This window comes from Mesorhizobium sp. M1E.F.Ca.ET.041.01.1.1 (assembly GCF_003997355.1).
GTDB lineage: Bacteria > Pseudomonadota > Alphaproteobacteria > Rhizobiales > Rhizobiaceae > Mesorhizobium.
In genome coordinates this window covers 1-6,908 of the sequence record NZ_RZSL01000333.1, presented here as the reverse complement: position 1 = coordinate 6,908, position 6,908 = coordinate 1, and the positions used below count along the sequence as shown (strand labels likewise).

Annotated in this window: 6 protein-coding genes and 1 pseudogene; 5 read left to right on the top strand and 2 right to left on the bottom strand. The window is 62.4% G+C overall.

Features of this window, described 5'->3' with window-relative positions:
- Positions 1–823 (top strand): zinc-binding dehydrogenase (locus EOA38_RS23540; RefSeq protein WP_127300364.1); only part of this gene is annotated, 823 nt, incomplete at its 5' end.
- A gap of 2 nt (positions 824–825) precedes the next feature.
- The gene (locus EOA38_RS23535) at positions 826–1,815 is read left to right on the top strand and encodes a lipid A biosynthesis lauroyl acyltransferase (RefSeq protein ID WP_126093331.1); all 990 of its coding nucleotides are present in this window, start codon (positions 826–828) and stop codon (positions 1,813–1,815) included.
- Positions 1,816–1,964: 149 nt separating this feature from the next.
- Here the strand turns inward: EOA38_RS23535 and EOA38_RS23530 are convergent, their stop codons facing one another.
- Together EOA38_RS23530 and EOA38_RS23525 are read right to left on the bottom strand one after the other, a co-directional pair.
- On the bottom strand, positions 1,965–2,804 hold the full coding sequence (locus tag EOA38_RS23530) for a hypothetical protein (protein WP_126093330.1): 840 nt from the start codon (positions 2,802–2,804) through the stop codon (positions 1,965–1,967).
- Positions 2,805–3,005: 201 nt separating this feature from the next.
- Positions 3,006–3,437: a L,D-transpeptidase gene (locus tag EOA38_RS23525; protein ID WP_126093329.1), complete on the bottom strand. Its 432-nt coding sequence runs from the start codon at positions 3,435–3,437 to the stop codon at positions 3,006–3,008.
- A gap of 290 nt (positions 3,438–3,727) precedes the next feature.
- Between EOA38_RS23525 and EOA38_RS23520 the strand changes: the two genes are divergently transcribed.
- The 3 genes and pseudogenes from EOA38_RS23520 to EOA38_RS23510 form a co-directional block, all read left to right on the top strand.
- Positions 3,728–5,005 carry an acetylornithine deacetylase/succinyl-diaminopimelate desuccinylase family protein gene (locus tag EOA38_RS23520; protein ID WP_126093328.1) on the top strand — a complete coding sequence of 426 codons (1,278 nt, stop codon included), beginning with the start codon at positions 3,728–3,730 and terminating at the stop codon, positions 5,003–5,005.
- A 117-nt stretch (positions 5,006–5,122) separates the two neighbouring features.
- Entirely contained in the window at positions 5,123–6,601 is a 1,479-nt protein-coding gene (locus tag EOA38_RS23515; RefSeq protein WP_126093327.1) for an ABC transporter substrate-binding protein, read from the top strand.
- A 29-nt stretch (positions 6,602–6,630) separates the two neighbouring features.
- A pseudogene (locus EOA38_RS23510) lies at positions 6,631–6,908 on the top strand (ABC transporter permease); the annotation flags it as partial.

Below are 6,908 nucleotides of genomic sequence, written 5' to 3'. Positions count from 1 at the left end.
GGCGGTCGGACCAGGTGTTTCCAATCTCCTGCCGGGACAGTTGGTGTCGATCTATGGCGCGCGCACCTGCGGGCTCTGCCGCGCCTGCCGCGAAGGCCGCGACAATCTCTGCGAGCATGTTTCCGGCGTCCACGGCTTCCATCTCGACGGCTTCGCGCAGGAGAAGATCAACCTGCCGGCCCGCCTGCTGGTGTCTGCGCCGCCCGGCGTGTCTGAGATCGGCGCCGCGGTCGCCCCCGTCACCTTCGGCACGGTCGAGCACATGCTGTTCGACAATGCCAGACTCGAGCCCGGCGAGACCATCCTTGTCCATGCCGGCGGCTCCGGCATCGGCACCGCCGCCATCCAATTGGCCAAGCGCATGGGTTGCACCGTGATCACCACCGTCGGGTCGAACGACAAGATCGACAAGGCGAAGGCGCTCGGCGCCGACAATGTCATCAACTACCGCGAGGACCGTTTCGAAGGCGTCGTGCGCAAGCTGACCAAGAAGAAGGGCGTCGACGTCGTCTTCGAGCACGTCGGCGCCGATACCTTTGCCGGCTCGATGCTGTGCTTGAAGCGCGGCGGCCGTCTCGTCACCTGCGGCTCGACCTCGGGCGTGTCGACGCAGGTCAATCTGATGCAGCTTTTCCAGCAGCAACTGAAGCTGCTCGGCTCCTTCGGCTGCCGCATGGAGAACATGGCCGACGCCATGCAGAAAATGGCGGCCGGACTCGTCTCCCCCGTGATCGATACCGAAGTCGGCTTCGACGACATCGACGCCGCGCTGAAGCGCATGGAAGGCCGCGACGTCTTCGGCAAGATCATCCTGCGCGTTTAAAGATGGTCGGCAAGGTGCTCAAGAAAGCCCGCCGGGACTTCATGTTCCGCTATGGCCGGCGGTTGCGCCAGATGGAGCACTGGCTGGTGGCGCGGCTGGCCATGGCGATGATCGGTCTGCTGCGTCTCTTGCCGCCGGACAGCGCGCTCAACTTCGCCGACCGAGTCGCCCGCCGCATCGGGCCGCTGGTCGGACGGCATCGGGTGGCCGTCAGCAATCTGCGCCTCGCCTATCCGGAAAAGAGCGATGCCGAGATCGAGGCCATCGCATCCGACATGTGGGGCAACATGGCCCGGCTGGCGGCCGAGTACATCTTCCTCGACGCCCTCTTCGATTTCGACCCGAACGCCGCCAAGCCGGGTCGGGTCGAGGTTCGCGGCATCGACCATTTCGTCGAGATCGCCGGCGAGAAGAAGCCGCATATCCTGTTCACCGGCCATCTCGGCAATTTCGAGTTGCTGCCGGTGGCGGCCGCCACCTTCGGCATGAACATCACGGCGCTCTTTCGCCCGCCCAACAATCCCTACCTTGCCGACTATATCCACTCGACACGCCGCTCGACGATGGGCGGCCTGCTGCCCTCCTCGACCGGCGCGTCATTTGCTCTCGCCGCCATTCTGGAGAAGGGTGGCACCATCGGCGTGCTGGTCGACCAGAAATTCACGGACGGCGTCGAAACGACTTTCTTCGGCCGTCCCTGCCAGAGCAACCCGGTGTTGGGTATGCTTGCCCGCCACTATGAGTGCGATGTCTATCCGGCCCGCTGTGTCAGGTTGCCGGGCAACCGGTTCCGCCTTGAAATCGAGGACAAGCTCATCTTGCCGCGCACCGAAGGCGGCAGCGTCGATGTTCATGCCACCACACAGCTTCTCGCCGACGTCGTCGAGCGTTGGGTGCGCGAGGATCCCGGACAGTGGATGTGGTTCCACAAGCGCTGGGAGATGAGCGGCCGCCGCCGCAAACGGCGTGGGCAGGCCAGAGAGGTCAGCTGAGCCTTCGGGCGGCATCAGGCGCTCAGCGCCGTTCTCCGGCTTGATCAACCCAGCCCGGGCACAACAGCGCCGATGTCTGCACAAGGAAAAGCCGCGAAGATCACGCTTCGCGGCTTTGATCCAGGCTAGCTGAACTGGCCGAGCAATTCCTAGAGGAACGGTATCGTTAGGTTGGGCCGATAGGTATCCATGGTCGCGCCATTGCGGTCTTCGGAGAGCAATGTATCCGAACCGAAGCTTGCCCGCAGCCCGATCACATATTTGTGGACGTTTACGCTGCCCGATGCTTCGGAGAAAGTCAGGTGGTCCAGCTGATAGCGGCCAAACACCGACCAAGGGGTCCCCGAGAACCGGTAGGTAGCCTGCAATGCCGCCGTGACGGTGTCGAAATGCTCGCCAAAGCCGGACAGCCGCGAGAAGCCGAGTTCACCGTCGAAACGCAGATCGTCCTGCGCGAAATACCGCACGATCCCACGGCCGCCCCAATTGTCGAAATGTTCGGACTCGCCGCTGGCCCGCAACTGTCCGTAGTAGACCTGGCCGTAAACCGTCACGTTGCCGAAATAGGCTTGGGCTTCGGGACCTACCGTGAAGGTATAGAGATCTTCGTCGCCAAACTCATCGCCGCCATATCCGGTGATCGTCGCAAATCCGCCCAGCGCATAGCTGCTTGGATCGCGCCAGTAGCCATGGATGGCGCCGCCGTAGCTGTAGATGTTGGTGCCTTCGATCCAAATCGAATCGATAACGGCGTCGGTCTGGATGTTCCAGCGGGCATCGATCGGGAAATTGATCCGAGCGGCGCCACCGGCAGTGGTGCCGTTTGCATCGTCCCCGGGAGTCGCGAAATAGATTCCGCCGAGATATACCTCCCCGTAGCCGGAGATATGCGGTTGTGCGAGTTCCTGGTCCAAAACGACTGGCGCATCGGCAGCAAAAGCCGAAGTTGCGGTTGCCGCGATCGCGGCGCCCAAAAGGAATCGATACATCATAGTTCCCCAAGCCGTCAGAATTGACGCGTCTCGCTTACCATTGCCGCGTAGTGAAGGCCAGCTTACGCAATAGTGAAGGCAGCATAAGCTGTTGTTTTTCTAAGTATGTGAGGCTTTGCTGCAACGCTCCGAAAAGGGGCAGGCGCGCAGGCAGCAATTTCTGCCTGCGACCATCGGCGAACCTCTCCCGGCCCGTTTTCAGTCGGTCACGACGATCCGCGTGTTGCCGTAGCCGACTTCCTTCACCATCGAATAGAAGGTCGCCGCGTTGGCCGTATGCAGGCGCACGCAGCCATGTGAGGCTGGGCGTCCGAGATACCTCACTGCGCCCGTGCCGTGGATGGCATAACCGCCGCGGAAAAACACCGAATAGGGCATCGGCGACATCTCGTATTTGCGCGAGTACCACATCCGGGCTGTCCATTGCGGCCTATAGCTGCCGCGCGGCGTGAAGTAGCCCTTGCGCGCCGTCGACACGCTCCAACGATAAAGCACCTGGCCGTATTTGCTGACGGTCATCGTCTGCGACGACACGTCGATGTTGGCGACCAGCGAGGCCGCCCGACTTGCGATCGGCGTGCCGAGCAACGTGCTCGCCAGCACGGCTGCCATGAGAACGGACTTTTTCATGCGATCAAACCCCTTCGATTGCCCCTTGCCGTCACGCGGTTTTTTTCCATCATTTTGCCCGCAGGTGCGTTAAATACCACACACTCGTTGACGAATCCGCCAATCCGATGCTGCGAATTTGAACGATTTTCCCGCCATGGTTGCCGGTGCGGCACGCACTCTCGACGGTTTAACCCGTTGAGCCTGCCCTGATCATTGTTTGGCTCCGATTATTGTTTGACCCGATTATTGTTTGACGGCGAGCCAGAGGCCGCTTGCAAAACCACCGCGTTCCTCTTTCAATCCATCGGATGAATGAACTGCTGCTTCGGGCCGTCGATGACCGGGTCGACGACCTGGTCGCGCTGACCGCCGACCTGATCCGCTTTCCGACCGTCAATCCGCCAGGCGAGGCCTATCGGCCATGCGCCGAGTATCTTGGCGCGCGCCTCAAGAAGCTCGGCTTTGAAACCGAGTTCATTCGCGCCGAGGGCGCGCCCGGCGATACCGACCGCTACCCGCGCGTCAATGTCGTCGCCCGTTTCGATGGCCGCGCGCCGGGCGCTTGCGTCCACTTCAACTCGCACATCGATGTCGTCGAGGCCGGCGACGGCTGGACCGTCGATCCTTTTGCGGGAGTGGTGAAGGGCGGCCGGGTCTATGGCCGCGGTGCTTGCGACATGAAGGGCGGGCTCGCCGCTTCGGTCATCGCCGCGGAAGCTTTCATGCAGGTCTATCCCGAATTTCCCGGCGCCATCGAGATATCGGGCACGGTCGACGAGGAGTCCGGCGGCTTCGGCGGCGTCGCGCATCTGGCGAAGCTGGGCTACTTCTCCAGGCCGAAGGTCGACCACGTCATCATTCCCGAGCCGCTGAACAAGGACCGGATCTGCCTTGGTCATCGCGGCGTCTGGTGGGCCGAGATCGAGACCAAGGGCGAGATCGCGCATGGCTCGATGCCTTTCCTTGGCGACAACGCCGTGCGCCATATGGGCGCCGTGCTGCAGGCCTTCGAGGACGAGCTTTTCCCGGCGCTCGACCGCAAGATGACGCGCATGCCGGTGGTGCCCGAGGGCGCCCGGCGCTCGACCATGAACATCAACTCCATCCATGGCGGCCAGACCGAGGATTTCCGGCCAGGGCTCCCCTCGCCCAACGTGCCCGATTCCTGCCGGCTGACGATCGACCGCCGCTTCCTGCTCGAGGAAGACCTCGCAACCGTCAAAGGCGAAGTCACCGGCATCCTCGAACGGCTGAAGCGCGAGCGGAAGAAGTTCGATTACGAGATCCGCGACCTGATGGAGGTGCTGCCGCTGATGACCGAGCGCGACGCGCCGGTGGTCAAGGCCGTGGCCAAGGGCATCATGGAGGTCTTCGACCGCGAACCGGATTATGTGATCTCGCCCGGCACCTATGACCAGAAGCACGTCGCCCGCATCGGCCATATCTACGACTGCATCGCCTACGGCCCCGGCATCCTCGACCTTGCTCATCGGCCGGACGAATGGGTTGGCATCGCCGACATGGTGGAATCGGCCAAGGTGATGGCGATCGGCCTCAACGTGCTGCTGCGCGGCACGACCGGCTGATCCGGAAAAACATTTCCCTTGGCGCCGCCCGGCAGCACGAAACGCAATTTACTCGCGGGCCAAATCACGCTTCTATTCGCCGGGTTTGCGCGAATTTAAGCAAATGGGAGTTCAGCGATGAAATTGTGGAAGACCATTCTGGCCGCGGCCGTGCTGTCGCTCGCTGCCGCCACGTCGGCCTTTGCCGCGCGCACCGATCTCGTCATCGGCATTCCGCTCGAGCCCCCGCATCTCGACCCGACCGCGGGCGCCGCGGCGGCGATCGACGAAGTGCTCTATGCCAATGTCTTCGAGGGTCTTACCCGTATCGGCCCGAACGGCGAGGTGCTGCCCGACCTCGCCGAAAGCTGGACCATCTCGGATGACGGCAAGACTTACACCTTCAAGCTGCACACCGGCGTCAAATTCCATGACGGCAGCGACTTCGGCGCCGACGACGTGAAATTCTCGCTCGACCGCGCCCGCGCCGACAATTCGGTCAATGCCCAGAAAGGTCTGTTCGCGCAGATCGACAAGGTCGACGTGGTCGACCCGGCGACCGTCAAGGTGACGCTGAAGAATCCGCAGGGATCATTCCTCTACAATATGGGCTGGGGCGACGCGGTGATCGTGTCGCCGAAATCCGCCGACACCAACAAGGAAAAGCCGATCGGCACCGGTCCCTTCAAGTTCCAGGGCTGGGCCAAGGGCTCCTCGATCACGCTGGTGAAGTCGGACAATTACTGGGGGGCGCCTGTCTCCCTCGACAAGGTCGAGTTCCGCATCGTGCCTGACGCCGCCGCCGCCGTGCCGGCGCTGCTTTCCGGCGACATCCAAGCCTTCCCCTTCTTCGATCCCGACAGCGTCTCCCAGGTCAAGGACGACCCGCGTTTCCATGTGGTGATCGGCGCGACGGAAGGCGAAACCATCCTCTCGATCAACAACAAGAAGCCGCCCTTCGACAAGCTGCAGGTGAGACAAGCGATCTCCTATGCGCTCGACCGCAAGGCGATCATCGACGGCGCTTCGGCCGGTCTCGGCGTGCCGATCGGCTCGCACATGTCGCCCGCCAACAAGGACTACGTTGATCTCACCGGCCTCTATCCGCACAATGTCGCCAAAGCCAAGGAACTGCTGAAGGAGGCCGGCCTCGAAAACGGCTTCAAGGCGACGCTGAAGCTGCCGCCGCCTTCCTATGCGCGGCTTGGCGGCGAAATCATCGCCTCCGAGCTGCGCGATGTCGGCATCGACCTGGAGATTATTCCGGTCGAATGGGCGCAGTGGCTGGATCAGGTCTTCACCAAGAAAGACTACGACCTGACCATCGTCTCCCACACCGAGCCCAACGACATCGATATCTATTCGCGCAAGGATTATTACTTCAATTACGACAACCCGACCTTCGACAAGATCATCGCCAGCCTCAACCTCACCTCGGACGAAGCCAAGCGCAAGGAACTGCTCGGCGAAGCGCAGAAGATCCTTGCCGACGACGCCGTCGTCGGCTTCCTCTACGAACTGCCGAAGGTCGGCGTCTGGGACGCCAAGCTGCAGGGCCTGTGGGAGAACGCGCCGATCCAAGCCAACGACCTTACCAAGGTGAAGTGGACGGACTGACGGCCGGTGCGATCCCCCGGTCGCCTCCGATGACCGCCTACCTCGCAAAACGCCTCATCATCGCGGCCGTCACGCTGGTGCTGGCCTCGATGGTGGTGTTTGCGGTGATGGAAATCCTGCCCGGCGACCCGGCGCGTCTGATGCTGGGCTTCAACGCCAGCGCTGACCAGGTTGAGCTCTTGCGCAACCAGATGGGGCTCAACGCGCCGCTTGCCCTGCGCTACCTGCACTGGGCGGGCGGATTGCTCAGCCTCGATTTCGGCCGCTCCTATACCTATTCGGTGCCCGTCGTTGATCTTGTGCGTGA